This is a genomic window from Sphingomonas sp. (genome assembly GCF_041661825.1).
GTDB lineage: Bacteria > Pseudomonadota > Alphaproteobacteria > Sphingomonadales > Sphingomonadaceae > Sphingomonas.
Map to the genome: position 1 here is coordinate 924,744 of NZ_JBAZTU010000001.1, position 16,242 is coordinate 940,985.

Sequence of the window (16,242 nt, forward strand, 5' to 3'; positions counted from 1 at the left end):
CTTCCTAACTCGCCTTTAACCTTATCTCGATAGCTCCTCTGCCGAACCGCCTTGAAGCGGATGGTCGACAGATACGGAGTTTCGCCCTTGACCCCCAGTGACTTGCCCGCCCCCGGCACGATTGCCGCCAAGGTGGATATCGCGGCCAGGCTTCGCGTCTTCGACGTCGACGGATCGCTGGCGCGCGCGAGTCGCGAGGCGTGGAGCGTGATCGAGCCGGAAATCCGGTCGATCTCCGAAGGCTATTGGCAGCAATGGCTGCGCTGCTTCGCCGACGAGCGCGTCTGGGCGCCCCACGAGACCGAGAAGATGATCGAGGTCGGCTGCGTGTTCCTGAAGAACCGCTTCCTCGACACGACGGGCCGGGCCTGGATCGAATCGGTCGAGCGGTCGGTCGCCGCCGCGTTTGTCGGCGACGTGTCGCCGCTTGCCCTGCTGTCGATGATCAACGCGAGCGACCGGGTCGCGCTCGGCGTGATCACGCGCAACCGCGACGATGCCCGCCTGCCGGAGCTGGTTGACACCTTGATGCGCCTGTCTGCGCTCGAGGGCGAGATCACCGTCGCCATCTATAATTCCTACCGCGAATATCTGGCGCAGGGCGGACGCGACAAGCTTGCCGCCGAATTCCGCGACGGCATCGCCCAGATGGTCGAAAGCGCGACTCAGGAATCGAGCGTGCTGCGCGGCCAGTCCATGCGCACCTCCACCTCGGCGCGCGGCATGCTCGGCAAGACCTCCGAAGTCGCCGCCGCTGCCGAACAATCCGCCGTCGCGATGCGCGAAGCGGCGCAGACCGCCGCCGGCCTGATCCGTGCGATCGAGGATGCCCGCACCGAAGTCGAGGCCGCCGCCGAGATCGCCACCCGCGCCTCGAGCCAGGCTGGCCTCGCGGTCGGCATGTCCGAGACCCTGTCCGAGCATGCGCAGTCGATCGAATCGATCCTCGGCCTGATCCGCGACATTGCGGGCCAGACCAATCTGCTCGCGCTCAACGCCACGATCGAGGCCGCCCGCGCCGGCGATGCCGGCCGCGGCTTTGCGGTGGTCGCGCAGGAAGTGAAATCACTGGCCAACCAGACCGCCCGCGCCACCGACGACATCGCTGCAAAGATCGCGGCGATCCAGTCGGCCACGCGCTCCACCGTCGACACCAATGCCTCGATCAAGGCGACGGTGTCCGAGGTGCAGGAATCGGCCAACCGCATCCGCTTCGCCATGGAAGCGCAGGCGCAGACCGTGACGGCGATCACCGCCGCGGTCGACGAGACCGCGCTCGCCGCCGACTCGATGTCCAACACGATTGCCGCCATCCGTGAGGATACCGAAACCGTCGCCTCGGACATCGAACGCGTCGGCCAGGGATTCGATTCACTGGATGGTAGGCTTGGTACGCTCAAGAACAGCGCGGGCGAGTTCGTCGCCAAAGTCGCCGCATGAGCAACGAGGGGATGATTGAATGGCGCAAGAGGGCGCGGGCATCATAGGGGGTTGGAGCGGCGATTCGCGCTCCATTGCCGAACATGTCGCGAATTACGATTGGGACGGGGCGATCGCTTCGGCCTCGGCGGAGATCGCGCGCCTGATCGAGGGCAGCGAGCGGGATATCGCGACCGCCTTCTGGGACCATTATCTGTCGCTGCCGGTGGTGTCGCATCTGCGCCCGCTGCTGGGGCCGGACCAGCTCGCCAAGCGTATCGGCCGGAGCGCCGACTATACGCGTGCCAAATATCAGCGGCCGTTCGACGATGCGTGGATGCTGATGGCGTTCAAACACGCCGAGGGATCGCACAAGCTCAATATCCCGCTCCAGGCCCTGCTGTCGTCGCTGAGCTTCTCGCACAGCCGCACGCTCGAAGTGATCGAACGGAAGATGGGCACCGACACCAGCCGGTTCCGCGAGATTTCCGATGTGGTCCAGCGCCTCGGCCTGGTCGAGGCCGATGTGATGGCGTCGCACCTCGGCGGCCGCGACGTGGAGCGCACGCGCGAGGAACGCCGCGCGCGATCCGCCCAGTTCAGCGAGAGCATCGCGCAGTCGATCGAGGGCACCGCCGCGCTCGGCAACCGCATCCGGGTGCAGGCGCACCGGGCCTCGGCATCCGCGCGCGGCATGCTGGGCAAGACCTCCGAGGTCGCCGCCGCCGCCGAGCAATCGGCGATCGCGATGCGCGAGGCGGCACGCACCGCCGCAGGGCTGATCCGCGCGATCGAGGATGCACGCGGCGAAGTGGAAGCCGCGGCCGAGATCGCGACGCGTGCTTCGGGCCAGGCAGGCGAAGCGGTGAGCATGTCCGAAACCCTGAGCGGTCATGCCCAGTCAATCGAATCGATCCTGGGCCTGATCCGCGACATTGCCGGGCAGACCAATCTGCTCGCGCTCAACGCCACGATCGAGGCCGCGCGCGCAGGCGATGCCGGGCGGGGCTTTGCGGTCGTCGCACAGGAAGTGAAGTCGCTCGCCAGCCAGACCGCGCGGGCGACCGACGACATTGCCAGCAAGATCGCCGCGATCCAGTCGGCCACGCGATCGACCGTCGACACCAACGCGTCGATCAAGTCGACCGTTGCCGATGTGCAGGAAAGCGCGAACCGCATCCGTTTCGCGATGGAGGCGCAGGCCCAGACGGTGACGGCGATCACCGCCGCAGTCGACGAGACCGCGCTCGCTGCCGATTCCATGTCCAACACCATCGCGACGATCCGCGAGGACACCGAGAGCGTGGCAACCGAGATCGATGCGCTGGGCCGCGAGTTCGGCGAAGTCGACGACCGGCTGAGCGGGCTCAAGGGGGCGGCAGACACGTTCTCGGCGAGCGTGGCGGCGTAAGGCAGAACGTCTCAAGGCGTTTCGACGACCGCTGATGACATCTTGCGGACGTCGCGCCCGTGCTATGGATGCACGCGATGAGTGCCGAACCCGATCTCGCCGAACCCGATCTCCATGTGATCTTCAGTCCTTCGGCTGCCGGGTCGTTGAAGCAGGCGCTCAAGGAGACCGGCCGAAGCGGGCGGGTGATATGCCCCTTCGACGATTTCGGCTTCGGGCCGATCGCGGCGGACGACCCCGAAGCGCGGGCGCGCTGGGTGGATGACGCGTTGGGCTGTACCAATTGGCATGAGGCTGTGGCGTTCAACGCCCCGGTCCTGACCGAGTCCCTGTCGAGCACCAGGCCGCCCATCGTCTGGGTTTCGTTGAACCAGGCGCGCAGTTACGCCGGATTCCTGTGGTGGCTATTCCATATGCGAGACGCCCCCTGTTCCATCATCGAACGCAACGGCCTGTCCTTGCTTCCGTGGACGGACCTCGCAGAACTCTTCGACCACCACATCCCGCTCCCGGCACCGGAAAGGGAGCATCATCGGGACATGTGGGAGCAATTGCGCACCGAAAATGCCGCCTTGCGCGTGATCGAGAAGGGCAGGCTCGTTTCGAAGGATATCGACTTCTTCGACGCAGCGCTTCTCGGGCTCGCAACGCCGGAATGGCAGAAGATGGCGAGGATCGTGGCCGGGCTGCTCGTCGAGTTCTTCGATGCCGATCTTTATCAGACCGGGGATCTCGTCCTGAGCGCACGCCTCGCGGACCTGGCTGACGGTGGCGCCCTCGAATGGCGCGGAGAGGCATTGAATATGCAGCAGTGTGAAATGCGACTGCCGAGGAAAGCCGGAGATTAGGGTCGCGCGAGATTGCTGGCGGATCGTCCGGGCTGTTGGCAGGATCGGCCAATGAGGCGCGTCGGCAAATTCATCCTGGTCCTGGCGGTTATCGGCATCATGGCGATTTTCACGCTGCCACTATGGGGAATGGGGCCGGCAATCCTGCTGGATTCCGACCGCACGATCCTGTCCGCGCACGCCTCGCCCGACGGCCGGCTGATCGCCCAGATCGAGAGGTTTACGGTTGGTGGGGCGCCCGATGGCGTGCCCAGTATCGTCGTCATCGTCAGGCCGTGGTGGGCACCCAACTGGTATATCGCGGGCTGCGCGGCGGCGTCCCACTATCAAGAAGCCAGCGCCCGGCTGGTCTGGACCGGTAACATGAAGCTGCAGTTGATGGTTCAGGGCGACCCCAGTGAATGGACAATCGGCAGCGCGCCGTTCCACAACGGAGGTTGCCCGGGCCTGTCGCTGGCGCTCGCCCCAGCAGCCACCGTCAAATCTGGAAGGCGCTGACCGATCCGATCCAGGCGGCAAGACACGCCGCCTTCTGCTCTTTTCGCCAAGGCCTGCCCGCTGCCGCGCCGAGATCCTTCAGGCGAGAGGCGACTTCCGTCGATGACAAGCCGAGTGTCTTCTCGACGAGATCGGGAAGGGATTTCTCGTCCAGCTCGATCATGTCGATGCGGCACCGCTGCACTCCGAACCGGAGCGCTTCACGGACGGCGAGCCCTTCCGCGACGGGCACATGATCCGCCCAGGCAAGGCTGTAATCGAGGAGATCGGTGACCCAGCCGGCACGATTGACGACAAGCGCCGCAATAAGCTTGTCGCGCTCCGGGCGACCGAGTTGCTGGACGATATCCTGCAAGCCCCTGGTCGCGAGTCGATCCTGGCGCGCGCGCCCTTGCGCCACGGCAGCCGCGGCTTCGGCCGAAGCCTTGCCGTCGGGTCCGCGCGGCATCCCCGCCGCAACGCCATAGGGTTCGAGCGAAAGACGGTCGCCCGCGTCATGGGTTGCGAGGAAGGTCGAGAGCAGGATACGAGGTTCGTCCTGGTCGACCGCGAGAGCCACGACGACGGCGCCGCCTTTGAGCGCCCGCAGCCCGACACCCAGGAGTCCGTCATTCCGTTGCTCGCTCATGCGGCCCCCTTTCAGCGATCGAAACCGGCATCCCCTCCCGATGACGTCGGCGCCGCCAATTGCCCCCGGAGATTGCGCAGGATTCCTTCCGGCACCGGCGACAGCGCTTCCGCCGGCTTGCCCTTGCGCAGGCGTTCGCGGTCGCGCTCCGGCGGTTCGACCCGGCGAACGCGCACCGGGGCCTGGCCTTGCGCCTTCATGCCGAGCAGCTCCGCCGCGGCGCGCGACAGGTCGATGATGCGGGTGCTCCGCGCGAACGGCCCGCGATCATTGACCCGGACGAGGATGCGCCGCCCGGTATCGAGCGCCGTGACCTCGACATAGGTGGGCAGCGGCAAGGTCGTATGCGCGGCGGTGATCCAGTCGGGCCGGAAGCGTTCGCCATTGGAGGTGCGATTGCCCGATTCATTGCCGTACCAGCTGGCATAACCGAGCATGTCGTAGCCGGGATCGGCGGCGGGCACATAGGTCGTGCCGCGAACCTGATAGGGCTGGCCGATCTTGACCGGCAGGTCGCTGACCGGGCGAAAATCGCCGCCGGCGCAGCCCGCCAGCATCAGCATGGCCGCCGCCGCAATCCCCGTCCGCGTCGCCCTGAAACCCCGCATGGGCAAGACCTTATACCCAGCCGGCCAGGGCTTGAAGCCTCGACGGCCGCATTCCACCCGGAACGGCGGTTGTCCCGTCGCGGATCGCTCAGAAGCTGGCGCTCAGCAGCAACCGCCAGGTCTGCGGCGTCACCGGCACGAGCTGCCCATAGGGCGTCGCATAATAGCCGCGCACGTCGAACGCGTTGACCCATTGGGCGCGCAGCGACAGCCTGGTCCGGTCGATCGTCCAGTCATAGCGCGTGCCGGCGATCGCGAACGGTACGGCCGCGACCTCGGTCGGAGAGACGCTGTCGCGCCGCCGCCCGCCCTCATGGAGGAGATAGAAGTCGGCGCTCCATACGGGCGTGATCCGCTGCTCGACGCTGACCGTTGCGTTGAAGCGGGAGGCGCCGGGCGCGACCCGGCCGATCTGGCCGGCATCGACCTGTTCGCCGGAGAGGCGCGGCTGCACGATATTGGCGCCGAGCACGACGGTGGTGCCGGGGAGGACCTGTCCGGTCAGCGAGGCTTCGACACCGCGGTGGCGGACCGTGCCGACCGGGGCGTAGAGGCCGCCCGAACGAAGGCCGTAGATCGGTTTTTCGATATCGAAACCGGCGGCGATCAGGCCGAGGCGCGGGGTGAGATCGAAGCGCGCGCCGATCTCATATTGGCGCGCGGTGACCGGCGGCAGCACCTCCCCCCGGTTGATCGCGGCAGAGGGTGCGATGCCCGATTCCTCGAGCCCGGCCACATAGCTGGCGAAGAGCCGCAGCCGCGATGCCGGGCGCCAGACCGCCGAGGCGCTGTAGAGCCAGGTGCTGTCGAGATTGCGCAGGCCTTGCCCGGCGAAATCCCGGACGGTCTTCTCGTAGCGGTTGCTGTGTGCGCCGAGGCGCAGATCGATCGCGTCGCCGACCTGCAGGCCATAGGTGGCGCTGACGATGCGCTGGTCGACCACATCCCGGCCGCGCGCGACCTGGGTCGGCAGGGCCGGCTGGGGCATTTCGACCGGCCCGTCCCCGATGGTGAACTGCCCGGCGGGGAAGGCCGTCGCCTCGGCGCGGCCAGTGACGGTCGAGCGCTGGCGGACCGCGAGGCCGAGACGATGCTCGGCGCCGAACAAGGAGAAGATGCGGGCGATCTTCACTTCGGCCGAGTCCGAACGGCTGTCGACGGCTGGGGTACGGTAGAGCGTGCTGGCGATGCCACCGTTGCGGTCGATCTCCAGCACGGTGTAGTCCGACAGGCCGGCATGCCGCTCCGACCGGATCGCCGAAGCCCCGAGCGACCAGCGGCCCCAGCGATGCTCGGCCAGCGTGCCGATATTGAACCCCTGACTGCTCGATCGGGCCCAGTCGGGGCTGTAGCGGTGGCGCGCCCTGAGCGCTGGCGGCACGCCTTCCCCGGCAGCGAGCACGCCGATGTCGCCGTCCGACCGCGACCGGCCATAATCGCCGAACAGCCGGACGCTGGTGCCCGGCCCGGGCTTCCACCGGATGACGGCCCCCGCCGAGAGATAGGGGCCATCCTCTCCGGTGCCGCGATTGGCGTCGGGTTCGACCAGGGCGTGACCGACCACGCCCCATATTCCGTCATCGCTGACCAGGGTGCCGAGCGCATCGATATGGGCAGTGGCCTGATCGCGGAAACCGGCGGTGATCGTGAGGGAGTTGTGCGCGCCGGGATCGCGCAAGCGAAAGGCGATCACGCCGGTCGGCGAGGGCAGGTCGAGCCCGGTCGCGGCGATGCCGACATTGACCGACGATCCGGCGACCAGCGATTCGGACGGGAAATGCGCCGGATGATAATAGAAGCCGTCGAGCCGGAACGCGCCGCTGCTCGCCATCAGATCGAAGCCGCGCGTCTGATATTCGCTGTAGAGCCCGACCTGGTTGATCCCGACCCGTTCGCCGAACGCGTCGACCGCGGCGGTGGCCGCGCTGGTCGCGGGCGGCGGGGCGGGATCGCTCGTCTGCGCGGACGCCGGAGACGCCAGGATCAGCCCCGGCGCGATACCGAACAAACAAGTCTTGCCGTACAGCGACATGGCGATCCACCCTGTGACGATTGCGGGAGCGGCAAGGCTGGGGACACACGCCGACGAGCGGCAAGCGGGACGGTTCGACAGGACGGATTTTGTGATGAAGGGATGATTTTTCCGGCTTCGCGGATCGCCGTGGGTGGCTAGAATGATGGCGGACAACAAGGCGATCACGGCATGGCGGTCATCAGCTTGGCGCAATGGGGATACCGGGGCTCAACCGCCGGGGGCAGGAAGCCCGGCAGGATGGGGCTGTCGCCACGCTCGCTGGCGCCCTTTGCCCTGATCCCGCTCGGCACGCTCTATTGCCAGATCCACGAGCTGTTCTTCGGGGAGATCCGCTCGGCCGTCGTCGAGAGTCTGGGCTGGGCAAGCGCCACCTTGAGCCCCTGGGTGATCGCCGCGCTGATCTTCGAATCGCGCATTGCCGCCGGGGAGCAGCGTCCTGTGGTGGTGCGGCGGGCGCTGCTGCTGGGCGTGAGCGCTTATGCCGGAAGTTGCGGTGCTGCTTTCCTGCTCGGCGCGACCGGCGAGCAGGCCATGTTCAGCCGCCTGCCCTTGCTGGCGACCGCATTGCTCTGCGCCATTCTCTATCCGATCCCCGCCCCGGCCGAATCTCGCAGCGACTGCGCCGTGGGCGACACCGTGCCGCCGGTCGCACCGGCCGAGATCGTCTTCGCGCGCGCCGCGGGCAATTATATCGAGCTCCATGCCGGTGGGCGGACGCTTGTCTGGCGGCAGACGATGCACAATGCCGAGCGCATCCTGGGCCCGGGCTTTGTCCGCGTGCATCGCTCCTATCTGGTGCCGTGGCGATCGATCGACACGGTGACGCGCGGGCGCAAGGGGCCGATCGAGGTCGCGCTGCACAATGGCGCCTGCCTGCCTGTCTCCAATCGTTATGCGGCGAACCTGCATAGCTGAAAATGCGGTCATCCCCCGGCAGCGGGGGTGACGGGGCCGGGCCGCTGCGGCTATGGCGCGGGCCATGACCAACATCCTCCTCACCGGCAGCAGCCGCGGTATCGGCGCGGCGATCGCGACCGCCCTCACCCTCCCCGACGTCACCCTGGTCGGGCACGGCACGGCGAGCGGCATCCCGGCCGATTTCGCCGATCCGGCTGGTCCTCTGACGTTATGGAACGCAGCGCTCGAGCAGCTCGACGGGCGGATCGACGTGCTGATCAACAATGCCGGGGTGTTCGAGGCCAATCCGCTCGACCGGCCGCATGACGAATGGGTCGCCGATTGGGAACGCACCATGCGCATCAACCTGACCGCCTCGGCCGAGCTGTGCCGGCTGGCGGTGCGTCACTGGCAGGAGCGTCAGTCAGGCGGGCGCATCGTGAATATCGCCAGCCGCGCCGCCTATCGCGGCGACAGCCCGGCACACTGGCATTATGCCGCGTCCAAGGCCGGCATGGTCGCGATGACCAAGTCGATCGCGCGCGGCTATGCCGCCGAGGGCATTCTCGCCTTTGCGGTGTGCCCGGGCTTCACCATGACCGGCATGGCTGCGGACTATCTGTCGAGCCGGGGCGGCGAGAAGCTGCTCGCCGACATCCCGCTCGGCCGGGTCGCGATGCCGGAGGAAGTTGCCGAGACCGCGCGCTTTCTGGCGCTTGCCGCGCCGGCCTCGATGACCGGCGGCGTGATCGATGTGAACGGCGCAAGCTATGTCCGCTGACTGAGGCCGCGCCCGTTATTGGCAAGCGGCATCATTCAGGGGGTGTGCATCGCCGATTCCAGATTGCGCACGAGCGCGCGCGAGCCTTCCCTAACCAGCGGCAGGACCATTTCCACCCTGTCGTCGGGAAGGAAATCGCTCACCCAGACGAAGCGGCAGCGCCCGTCACCCGCCGGGACGATCTGCATCGATGCCGCATGCTGCTCGAAAGCACCGTCGACGACCGCATATGCGACACGACGCGTGTCGGCATCGATATCGACGATCCGTTCCCGCGCGACCATGCCGTTCGCGAAGGTGACGGTGCGTTCTTTCCCCTCGATGCTGCAATCGACCAGTACGCCCGCGAACAGCCGGTGCGGCTCGCCGACATTGCCCAATGCCTGCCATGCGAATTCGGCCGGCACGTTCACAAGTTCTTCCCAGTGGATCGACGCCATCGGACATTCTCCTTTTTACCCGGGCCTGGCCGTTTCCCAGCCAGCAACGAAGTCGGCGACTGATCCCTGTCTCGGCATGGGCGCCTATTCCGAGAAACCGCTATAGACGAAATCGCGCGCCGCCTGGGTGACATGGCAGCCATGGCAGCGCGCGGCCATGGCGGGATCGCTCTCGCTGAGCTTCTTGCCGGTGCCGGCCGCGAATTCCTCATAACCCCATCCGCCGGTGGTGGGGAACGCGGCCGCATCCTTTTCCATCACGTCGATGAATCGCCGGTCGCCCGTCACGCTATGGTAGCCGGTCGTCACCACGTCGCGGAGATCGAACACGATCACCGCGCCATCGGGAAACTTCCCGGTGCGATAGCCCTGCATCGCGAGCGGATTGGCGTAGATATGATAAATCCCGCGATATCGGCCGTACTGCGCGTGCTGGGGATCGTTGATCGCGGTTTTCACATGAGTCCAGGACCGGAAGCCCTCCGGATTGGCGATCTGCCGCGGGGGCGACGCCGGGCCGATCGAGAACAGGCCCATTGCGGAAACGGCGCTCGCCAACAGCTTCAACATCGATCCACCCCATTATTTAGAGACCGCATGCTGTGACCCGCGCGGGACCGCATGCCCATGCGGTTCCCGTCCAACGATCCATTCCAGGAGCCGAACGCGATGCCGGCGCGCGGGCAGAGGGCGGCTACCGCCTGATCTTGTCCTGGCCCTATTCTTCTGCTTGGCGGTGTCGAAGAATGGAGAAACAGGCACATCATGCCCGATAGCTGGAAGCTCACCTTGCCCTGCACCCGCGACGAGGCGGAGGCGATCGATTTCGAAGCCGAGGCGCTGGCCGCGCTCGACCCGGCACCCGTGCTGCTCACCAGCGAGGAAGTGGAGGACGATCCGCTGAGCTGGCGGCTCGATGCGTTCTTCGACGGCAAGCCCGATGCCGCGACCGTCGCGGCGGTGCGCGCGCTGGTGCCGAGCGGGGCGGCGAGCGGGGCGAAACCCGAGCGTGTCGCCGAGCAGGATTGGGTGACGTTGAGCCAGGCCGGGATCGAGCCGGTCCATGCCGGGCGCTTCTACATCCATACCGAAGCCAATCGCGGCACGGTGCCGCCAGGGACGCGTGCCTTCCGGATCGAGGCGAGCCGGGCGTTCGGGACCGGGCAGCACCAGACGACCACGGGCTGCCTGGTGACGCTCGATGCGCTGAAGCAGCGCGGCGCGATGTTCCGCAATATCGTCGATGTGGGGACGGGCACGGGGCTGCTCGCCTTTGCCGCGATGCATCTCTGGCCCCGCGCCTATGCGACGGCATCGGATATCGACCCGGCGTCGATCGAGGTGACGGCGGACAATGCCGATCTCAATGGCGTGGCGCTGGGGCACAGCAAGGGGCAGCTCGCGCTCGCGGTGGCCTCGGGGCTCGATCATCCGCTGATCCTGCGTCGGGCGCCCTATGACCTGATCGTCGCCAATATCCTGGCCGGGCCGCTGATCGCCCTGGCGCCGGCGATCGCGGCGGCGCTCGAGCCGGGTGGGACGCTGGTGCTGGCCGGGCTGCTGGAGACGCAGGCGGTGGCAGTGGCGCGGGCCTATCGGCGCGAGGGGCTGTTCCTCGCCGGGCGTACGCAGATCGGCGACTGGCCGACCTTGCGGTTGCGCAAGCGGCAGCGGCTCGGGTGGCGACGGCCAGTGCGGGACAATGGGAAGACGGCGGAGACGCCGGGGTTCGGGAGCTGGTAGTTATTCCTCCCCGGAACGGGGGGGATTTAAAGCGCCGCCGCCTTCTCCAGCGCATAGGCCTGGGTGCCGTGCGTCAGCACCAGATCGTCCGGAAGTATCTCCGCTACCGGCACGTCCGGCTGCGCCATGATCCCGGCATAAAGCGGGGCGAAGTCGGTCTCGACGGTCAGGCGGAGCAGTTCGTCGAAGCTCGGGATCACGAAGTAGTTCTGCTGGAAATCGTCGATCCGGTATTCCGTGCGCATCACCCGCTTCAGGTCGAAGGCGATGCGGTTGGGACTTGGATCGTCGAGCGCGAAGCGGGTTTCGGCGAAGCTCGAGACGATGCCCGATCCGTAGATGCGCAGTCCCTCGGGCTCGGCGATCAGGCCGAACTCGACCGTGTACCAGTAGAGACGGGCGAGATGCTTGAGCGCGCCGAGTTCGAGCGCGCGCTGGCCGCCGCGACCATAGGCTGCGAGATAATCGGCGAACACCGGGTCGGCGAGCATCGGCACATGGCCGAACACGTCGTGGAACACGTCCGGCTCCTGCAGATAGTCGAGCTGGTCGGGCCGGCGGATGAAATTGCCCGCGACGAAGCGGCGATTGGCCATGTGATCGAAGAACACATCGTCGGGCACAAGCCCCGGCACTGCCACGACCTGCCAGCCGGTCAGGCCCATCAGCCGTTCGGACAGTTCCTCGAAATCGGGAATGCCGGGTTTGGACAGCTTGAGCACGTCAAGCCCGCGCAGATAGGTCTCCGACGCGCGGCCGGGCAACAATTTCGCCTGGCGGTCGAACAGCGTGTCCCACACCGCATGCTCCTCCGCGGTGTAATGGGCCCAGTCCTGCGGAACGGTCCAGTCGGGGCCCGCGCCTTCCGGCGGACGATCGAGAACATGCGTTTCTTCGGCCATGATATTACCCTATCACACTCGCGATGCCGCCGAAAATCCACCCGCTCCGAAACGGTGCAAGGCTGGTTGGAGCAGCGTTTGCCGGGCTGATCGGGATCCTGCTGGCCTATGCCACGGCCGGGATGGTCGGCGGGGCCCTGCCTTCCAATGGCGCCTGGACCGAGCCCGAGTCGGGCATTCGCATCTATGTCGAGAGCAACGGCGTCCACACCGGCATCGTCCTGCCGCAGGTCGGCGGCGGCGAGGACTGGCGCGACCTGCTTCGCCCCGAGGACCTGCGCGACCCGCGCTATGCCCGGTACAGCCATGTCTCGATCGGCTGGGGCGACCGGACCTTCTATCTCGAGACGCCGACCTGGGCCGATGTGAAACCGCTGACCATCCTCGCCGCAGCGTCGGGCAGCGAGCGCACGGTGATGCATGTGGACCATGTGCCCGAGCCGCGCGTTGATGCGGATGTGCGCAGCATATTGCTGCGCCCCGAGGAGTATCGCCGCCTTGCCGCCTTCATCCGCGCGAGCTTCCGAAGCGAGAATGGCCAGCGGCCGGTGCACCAGTTCGGCTATGGCCCCTATGACGCCTTTTACGACGCGCGGGGCCGGTACAGTGCGGTCCAGACCTGCAATGCCTGGACCGGTGACGCGCTGCGCCATGCCGGCGTGCGGGTCGGCGTCTGGACGCCTTTTCCCGTGACGGTGCTAGGATGGTTCGCATGATGCGAACGGGGCTGGATGGTTCAAATGATGATGACTGACACCAAAGCGCCCTCCCTGCTGCTGTGGGCGATGGAGCTGCCGCGCGGGGCGCTCGGGCTCGGACAGCTTTTCTGGGACCGGAATATGCTCGCCGCGGGGCCGGAGGGCGATGGGCGGCCGGTCCTGATCCTGCCCGGTCTGGTCAATGCCGACCGGTCGAACTTCGCGATGCGCAACTACCTCAACCGGCTCGGCTACCGCGCTTATGGCTGGGGGCTGGGCCGCAATCTCGGCGCGCGCGCGATCGGGCCGGAGGGCGAGAAGCTGTTCGAGCGGATCCGCGAAATCCATGACGAGACCGGCGAGAAGGTCACCCTGATCGGCGTCAGCCTGGGCGGGATCATGGCGCGCATGGCCGCGCACCGCATGCCCGATCTGGTGCGCGAAGTGATCACGGTCAGCTCGCCCTTCGCCGGCAGCCCACGCGCGACCAATGTGTGGCGCGCCTTCGAATGGCTGACCGGCGACCGGATCGACGACCCCAAGGTGGTGGCGCTGGGACATGAAGTGGCCGAGCCCCTGCCCGTCCCCGCGACGGCGATCTGGAGCGCGAGCGACGGGCTGGTCAACGGCGCGATCTGCCAGGAACCGGGATGCCGCAACGTCGAGGTGCGGAGCAGCCATATGGGCGTGCAGGTGCGGCCCGAGGTGTTGCTGGCGATCGCGAAGATATTGGGCGGGGAATAGGCTTCTTCCTTCCCTCCCGCTTGCGGGAGGGGTCGGGGATGGGGATGGGGATGGGCCTGTCTAGCTTCCCCGTTGAAGACATGCCCTCCCCTAACCCCTCCCGCAAGCGGGAGGGGGACTTTCCGGTCGCTCCAGACACCTCTCAATGTTATTCACACTCGTGAGAGTGAGTGTTGACAACAGGAGGCGAGATCGGCATCCTCCCCCTCACATCGCCGGCATCAACGATCGGCGTTTTGGGAGAGAGAGCATGAGGGCCATTCTTCTTGCGTCGGCTTGCGTCACTGCGATCGTCGTTTCGGCAACGCCAGCGCAGGCACAAAGCACCGCACCGGAATCGACCGCGCCGGCGACCGGTCAGGAGGACGCCACCGATGCGTCCGGCAACGACATCATCGTCACCGCCACGCGCCGCAACGAGCGCATCCAGGACGTGCCGCTCAGCATCACGGCCTTCTCGCAGGAGCAGCTGACCGAAAAGGGCATCGTCGGTTTCGAAGGCATCGCCCGCGAGACGCCCGGCATCGTGCTCAACCGCCCCACCCAGAATTTCAACAATTTTACGGCGCGCGGCATCGCTACCAATGGCTATAACGCCAATCTGCAAAGCTCGGTCGCCGTCTATATCGACGAGCTGCCGGTCTCGACGATCGGCAACACCACCGTGGTCGATCCCAACCTGTTCGATGTCGAGCGCGTCGAGTTCCTGCGCGGGCCGCAGGGCACGCTGTTCGGATCGGGCTCTTTGTCGGGCGCCATGCGCATCCTGACCAAGAGCCCGAACCTGCACGACTTCGACTATTCCGCGCTTGCCGATATCGGTCTCACCGGATCGGATTCGCTACGCCAGCGCTATAATGTGATGGTCAATGTCCCGGTCGTGACCGACAAGCTCGCGATCCGCGGCGTCGGCTTCTATCGCCATGAGGACGGCTATCTCGACAATGTCGGGACCGGCGTCCACAATTCGAACAAGCTGGTCGATTGGGGCGGGCGCCTCGTCGCGCTGTGGCGACCGACCGACCGGTTGTCGATCAAGCTGCTCGGCTCCTACGAGAACAGCGATCCCAAGGATTCCTCGCTGACCAGCCCGTCGCTCGGGCGCGAGAAGCGCGTCTCGGACCAGCCGGACCGTTTCACCGGCAAGCAGACCGTGATCAACGGCACGCTCGACTATGAGTTCGATTTCGCCCGGCTGACGAGCTCGTCGACCTATTCCAAGTTCGACCAGCGCTTCTGGGTCGATCTCGCGGGTACCTTCGCGCCTGGATCCTTCCCCGGTGCGCCGATCGCCTTCGGCCTCGATGCGAACGGCTATGACAAGGTGTTCGTGCAGGAGACCCGTCTCGTCTCCTCGCTGGACGGCCCGCTGCAGTTCACCCTGGGCGGCTTCTACCTGCACCGCCGCCGCGACGTCGATTATTTCTACCGCTCAAGCCTTCCCTTCCTGCAGGCACGCGGCCTGACCGGGCTGCCCGACCAATATTACCAGAAGCAATATACCCATTCGATCAGCGAAGAGCTCGCCGGTTTCGGCGAGCTGACCTATCGCTTCTCGAGCAAGTTCTGGCTGACCGGCGGCATGCGCTACGGCAGGACCTCGGCCCAGGGCTTCACTGAAGCCGGCGGGTACCTCGCGACTGCGTTCGGCCAGAACTACTTCACCTATTCGCTGCTCAATATTCCGGTGAAGTTCGACACCTTCACGCCCTATGCCGCGGTCACGGGGGTAAAGGCATCGGGGTCGAAGCCCAGCTGGAAAGCGAGCGCCAGCTTCAAGCCGACCGACTCGGTCACGACCTACGCCACCTTCTCCACCGGCTTCCGCGCCCCGATCGTCAACGCGTTCGCCGGCCGGGCGAGCCTGGTCAATCCCAACGACATCATCATCCCCAACGGCGCCTCTTCGGACGATCTGAAAAGCTATGAGATCGGTGCCAAGAGCCGTTTCCTCAACGGCTTGGTGACGATCAACCTCGCCGCCTATCTGATCGACTGGAGCAATATCCAGGCGCAGGCCAATCGCGTATCGGACTCAGTGCAGTTCGCCACCAATATCGGCGGGGCACGCAGCAAGGGTTTCGAAGTCGAGATGGGCATCATTCCCGCCAAAGGCGTGTTCCTCGGGCTGAACGCTGCGTACAATGATTCGAAGATCACCAAGCTCAGTGCGACCGAAGCGGCGATTTCCGGCGCCGTGCTCGGCCACAGGCTCTCCGCACCGCGGCTGCAGGGGGCGCTCTACGCATCCTATGGCTTTGACCTGGGCAACGACACCAGGGCCAATCTCGCGGTGAATGCGCAATATGTCGGGTCGTATAACAGCTCGTTCCCGAACACCCCGGGCGCGCCGACCGTGCGGCTGGTGACCTTTGGCGAGACCGACGAGTTCGTGAACACCAACCTGACCTTCGGCCTGAAGCGCGGCGACATTTCGGCGCAGCTCTATGTCGAGAATCTCTTCGACGATCACTCGGTCACCTACATCCATCCCGAAGCATTTCTCGTCAGCCGGTTCGGCACGCTTCGGCCGCGCACCATCGGCATCCGCCTCGGCTACGGGCTCTGATCGGTGGCGGCCGGTTCCGTC

The 16,242-nt window shown here is 66.3% G+C and carries 16 protein-coding genes; 10 read left to right on the top strand and 6 right to left on the bottom strand.

Annotated features, from left to right (window positions below; all coding sequences use genetic code 11):
- Nucleotides 1-102: 102 nt before the first annotated feature.
- The 4 genes from WC729_RS04195 to WC729_RS04210 all read left to right on the top strand — a co-directional run bounded on the left by WC729_RS04195 (nt 103) and on the right by WC729_RS04210 (nt 4,176).
- Nucleotides 103-1,440, top strand: a complete 1,338-nt coding sequence (locus tag WC729_RS04195) for a methyl-accepting chemotaxis protein (protein WP_372851001.1) — start codon at nt 103-105, stop codon at nt 1,438-1,440.
- Between the two features lie 19 nt (nt 1,441-1,459).
- Entirely contained in the window at nt 1,460-2,830 is a 1,371-nt protein-coding gene (locus WC729_RS04200) for a methyl-accepting chemotaxis protein (RefSeq protein WP_372849841.1), read from the top strand.
- A 77-nt stretch (nt 2,831-2,907) separates the two neighbouring features.
- Nucleotides 2,908-3,678, top strand: a complete 771-nt coding sequence (locus WC729_RS04205; protein WP_372849843.1) for a DUF3658 domain-containing protein — start codon at nt 2,908-2,910, stop codon at nt 3,676-3,678.
- Between the two features lie 51 nt (nt 3,679-3,729).
- On the top strand, nt 3,730-4,176 hold the full coding sequence (locus tag WC729_RS04210; protein ID WP_372849845.1) for a hypothetical protein: 447 nt from the start codon (nt 3,730-3,732) through the stop codon (nt 4,174-4,176).
- Here the strand turns inward: WC729_RS04210 and WC729_RS04215 are convergent.
- From WC729_RS04215 to WC729_RS04225, 3 genes are all read right to left on the bottom strand, one after another.
- On the bottom strand, nt 4,157-4,804 hold the full coding sequence (locus WC729_RS04215; protein ID WP_372849847.1) for a hypothetical protein: 648 nt from the start codon (nt 4,802-4,804) through the stop codon (nt 4,157-4,159). The two genes, WC729_RS04210 and WC729_RS04215, sit on opposite strands and share 20 nt — an antisense overlap.
- 11 nt (nt 4,805-4,815) lie before the next feature.
- Nucleotides 4,816-5,412 (bottom strand): septal ring lytic transglycosylase RlpA family protein, encoded by a 597-nt coding sequence (locus WC729_RS04220; RefSeq protein WP_372849849.1) that lies wholly within the window; start codon nt 5,410-5,412, stop codon nt 4,816-4,818.
- An 88-nt stretch (nt 5,413-5,500) separates the two neighbouring features.
- Entirely contained in the window at nt 5,501-7,444 is a 1,944-nt protein-coding gene (locus WC729_RS04225; protein ID WP_372849851.1) for a TonB-dependent receptor domain-containing protein, read from the bottom strand.
- 171 nt (nt 7,445-7,615) lie between these two features.
- Between WC729_RS04225 and WC729_RS04230 the strand changes: the two genes are divergently transcribed.
- Nucleotides 7,616-8,362, top strand: coding sequence for a LytTR family DNA-binding domain-containing protein (locus WC729_RS04230; RefSeq protein WP_372849853.1), 747 nt, complete (start codon nt 7,616-7,618; stop codon nt 8,360-8,362).
- A gap of 64 nt (nt 8,363-8,426) precedes the next feature.
- Nucleotides 8,427-9,125: an SDR family NAD(P)-dependent oxidoreductase gene (locus WC729_RS04235; protein ID WP_372849855.1), complete on the top strand. Its 699-nt coding sequence runs from the start codon at nt 8,427-8,429 to the stop codon at nt 9,123-9,125.
- 35 nt (nt 9,126-9,160) lie between these two features.
- On the opposite strand, the gene WC729_RS04240 is transcribed toward WC729_RS04235, so the two are convergent.
- Nucleotides 9,161-9,565 carry an SRPBCC family protein gene (locus WC729_RS04240; RefSeq protein ID WP_372849857.1) on the bottom strand — a complete coding sequence of 135 codons (405 nt, stop codon included), beginning with the start codon at nt 9,563-9,565 and terminating at the stop codon, nt 9,161-9,163.
- Between the two features lie 84 nt (nt 9,566-9,649).
- Nucleotides 9,650-10,135: a cytochrome P460 family protein gene (locus WC729_RS04245; RefSeq protein ID WP_372849859.1), complete on the bottom strand. Its 486-nt coding sequence runs from the start codon at nt 10,133-10,135 to the stop codon at nt 9,650-9,652.
- A 195-nt stretch (nt 10,136-10,330) separates the two neighbouring features.
- On the opposite strand from WC729_RS04245, the gene WC729_RS04250 reads away from it, so the two are divergent.
- A complete protein-coding gene (locus WC729_RS04250) occupies nt 10,331-11,308 on the top strand; it encodes a 50S ribosomal protein L11 methyltransferase (protein WP_372849861.1) in 978 nt (325 codons plus the stop codon).
- Nucleotides 11,309-11,334: 26 nt separating this feature from the next.
- On the opposite strand, the gene phhA is transcribed toward WC729_RS04250, so the two are convergent.
- The gene (gene phhA, locus WC729_RS04255; RefSeq protein ID WP_372849863.1) at nt 11,335-12,210 is read right to left on the bottom strand and encodes a phenylalanine 4-monooxygenase; all 876 of its coding nucleotides are present in this window, start codon (nt 12,208-12,210) and stop codon (nt 11,335-11,337) included.
- 23 nt (nt 12,211-12,233) lie between these two features.
- Between phhA and WC729_RS04260 the strand changes: the two genes are divergently transcribed.
- The 3 genes from WC729_RS04260 to WC729_RS04270 all read left to right on the top strand — a co-directional run bounded on the left by WC729_RS04260 (nt 12,234) and on the right by WC729_RS04270 (nt 16,221).
- A complete protein-coding gene (locus WC729_RS04260; protein ID WP_372849865.1) occupies nt 12,234-12,926 on the top strand; it encodes a TIGR02117 family protein in 693 nt (230 codons plus the stop codon).
- 30 nt (nt 12,927-12,956) lie between these two features.
- The gene (locus tag WC729_RS04265) at nt 12,957-13,652 is read left to right on the top strand and encodes an esterase/lipase family protein (RefSeq protein ID WP_372849867.1); all 696 of its coding nucleotides are present in this window, start codon (nt 12,957-12,959) and stop codon (nt 13,650-13,652) included.
- Nucleotides 13,653-13,902: 250 nt separating this feature from the next.
- A complete protein-coding gene (locus WC729_RS04270; protein ID WP_372849869.1) occupies nt 13,903-16,221 on the top strand; it encodes a TonB-dependent receptor in 2,319 nt (772 codons plus the stop codon).
- The last annotated feature ends 21 nt before the right edge of the window (nt 16,222-16,242 follow it).

Excerpts from the sequence above, each read along its gene's own strand:
- WC729_RS04230 (WP_372849853.1), top strand. The coding sequence starts at position 7,616 with ATGGCGGTCATCAGCTTGGCGCAATGGGGATACCGGGGCTCAACCGCC.
- WC729_RS04220 (WP_372849849.1), bottom strand. The coding sequence starts at position 5,412 with ATGCGGGGTTTCAGGGCGACGCGGACGGGGATTGCGGCGGCGGCCATG.
- WC729_RS04240 (WP_372849857.1), bottom strand. The coding sequence starts at position 9,565 with ATGGCGTCGATCCACTGGGAAGAACTTGTGAACGTGCCGGCCGAATTC.
- phhA (WP_372849863.1), bottom strand. The coding sequence starts at position 12,210 with ATGGCCGAAGAAACGCATGTTCTCGATCGTCCGCCGGAAGGCGCGGGC.
- WC729_RS04215 (WP_372849847.1), bottom strand. The coding sequence starts at position 4,804 with ATGAGCGAGCAACGGAATGACGGACTCCTGGGTGTCGGGCTGCGGGCG.
- WC729_RS04260 (WP_372849865.1), top strand. The coding sequence starts at position 12,234 with ATGCCGCCGAAAATCCACCCGCTCCGAAACGGTGCAAGGCTGGTTGGA.
- WC729_RS04265 (WP_372849867.1), top strand. The coding sequence starts at position 12,957 with ATGACTGACACCAAAGCGCCCTCCCTGCTGCTGTGGGCGATGGAGCTG.
- WC729_RS04250 (WP_372849861.1), top strand. The coding sequence starts at position 10,331 with ATGCCCGATAGCTGGAAGCTCACCTTGCCCTGCACCCGCGACGAGGCG.
- WC729_RS04200 (WP_372849841.1), top strand. The coding sequence starts at position 1,460 with ATGGCGCAAGAGGGCGCGGGCATCATAGGGGGTTGGAGCGGCGATTCG.
- WC729_RS04225 (WP_372849851.1), bottom strand. The coding sequence starts at position 7,444 with ATGTCGCTGTACGGCAAGACTTGTTTGTTCGGTATCGCGCCGGGGCTG.
- WC729_RS04210 (WP_372849845.1), top strand. The coding sequence starts at position 3,730 with ATGAGGCGCGTCGGCAAATTCATCCTGGTCCTGGCGGTTATCGGCATC.
- WC729_RS04245 (WP_372849859.1), bottom strand. The coding sequence starts at position 10,135 with ATGTTGAAGCTGTTGGCGAGCGCCGTTTCCGCAATGGGCCTGTTCTCG.
- WC729_RS04205 (WP_372849843.1), top strand. The coding sequence starts at position 2,908 with ATGAGTGCCGAACCCGATCTCGCCGAACCCGATCTCCATGTGATCTTC.
- WC729_RS04270 (WP_372849869.1), top strand. The coding sequence starts at position 13,903 with ATGAGGGCCATTCTTCTTGCGTCGGCTTGCGTCACTGCGATCGTCGTT.
- WC729_RS04235 (WP_372849855.1), top strand. The coding sequence starts at position 8,427 with ATGACCAACATCCTCCTCACCGGCAGCAGCCGCGGTATCGGCGCGGCG.